The 1,434-nt window shown below is 66.7% G+C and carries 1 protein-coding gene; it reads left to right on the forward strand.

From position 1 onward, the window contains the following. On the forward strand, positions 1 to 1,348 hold a 1,348-nt coding region (locus DLJ59_RS11895; RefSeq protein WP_208648649.1), incomplete at its 5' end, for a non-reducing end alpha-L-arabinofuranosidase family hydrolase. Positions 1,349 to 1,434 lie beyond the last annotated feature (86 nt).

Raw genomic sequence — 1,434 nt, forward strand, 5'->3', positions numbered from 1 at the left:
CAGCGAGATCGTCGGCACACAGTCCGGCCGGTGCATCGACGTGCCCAACGCGGCGACCACCAACGGCACCCGGGTGCAGCTCTACGACTGCAACAGGCAGACCAACCAGGCCTGGACCTACACCTCGAGCAAACAACTACAGGTGTACGGCAACATGTGCCTCGACGCCGCGGGCTCCGGCAACGGCGCGGCGGTGCAGATCTACAGCTGCCACAGCCAGACCAACCAGCAGTGGAACGTCAACTCCAACGGCACCATCAGCGGCGTGCAGTCCGGGCGATGCCTGGACGTCTGGAGCACCAGCAACGGAGCCCAGGTCCAGCTGTACGACTGCCACGGCCAGAGCAACCAGCAGTTCCGGCTCGCGTCCCTCGGCGGTGGCACCCAGACGCCCACGCCGACGCCGACGCCGACGCCGACCACGCCGCCGACCGGCGGCGCGTGCGACCTGCCCTCGTCGTACCGGTGGTCGTCGACGGGTGCGCTGGCCCAGCCGAGGTCGGGGTGGGTGTCGCTGAAGGACTTCACCGTCGCGCCGCACAACGGCCAGCAGCTCGTCTACGCCACCACGCACGACACCGGAACCACGTGGGGCTCAATGAACTTCGGCCTCTTCAGCAACTACTCGCAGATGGGCTCGGCCAGCCAGAACGCGATGAACTCGGCGACCGTCGCGCCGTCGCTGTTCTATTTCGCCCCGCGCAACATCTGGGTGCTGGCCTACCAGTGGGGTGGCCCGGCCTTCTCGTACCGGACCTCGAGTGACCCGACAAACCCGAACGGATGGTCGGCGGCGCAGACGCTGTTCACCGGCAGCATCTCCAACTCCTCGACCGGCCCGATCGACCAGGCGGTCATCGGCGACGACCAGAACATGTACCTGTTCTTCGCCGGCGACAACGGTCGGATCTACCGGGCGAGCATGCCGATCGGGAACTTCCCGGGCAGCTTCGGCTCCAACTACACGACGATCATGACCGACTCGACGAACAACCTCTTCGAGGCCGTGCAGGTCTACAAGCTCCAGGGCCTGAACAAGTACCTCATGATCGTCGAAGCGATCGGCGCGAACGGGCGCTACTTCCGCTCGTTCACCGCCAACAGCCTGGGTGGCACGTGGACGCCGCAGGCCACGTCCGAGAGCAACCCGTTCGCGGGCAAGGCCAACAGCGGTGCCACCTGGACCAACGACATCAGCCACGGTGAGTTGCTGCGGACCAGCGCCGACCAGACCATGACCGTCGACGCGTGCAACCTGCAACTGCTCTACCAGGGTCGTTCCCCCAGTTCCGGCGGCGACTACGGCCTCCTGCCGTACCGGCCCGGCCTGCTGACCCTGCAGCGCTGACGATCGGACACCGCCGGGGCGGTACGGCAGGAGGCCGTAGTCGCCGCCGGAACTGGGGGAACGACCCTGGTAGAGCAGTTGCAGAT

It is taken from the genome of Micromonospora inaquosa (genome assembly GCF_003857055.1).
GTDB lineage: Bacteria > Actinomycetota > Actinomycetes > Mycobacteriales > Micromonosporaceae > Micromonospora > Micromonospora inaquosa.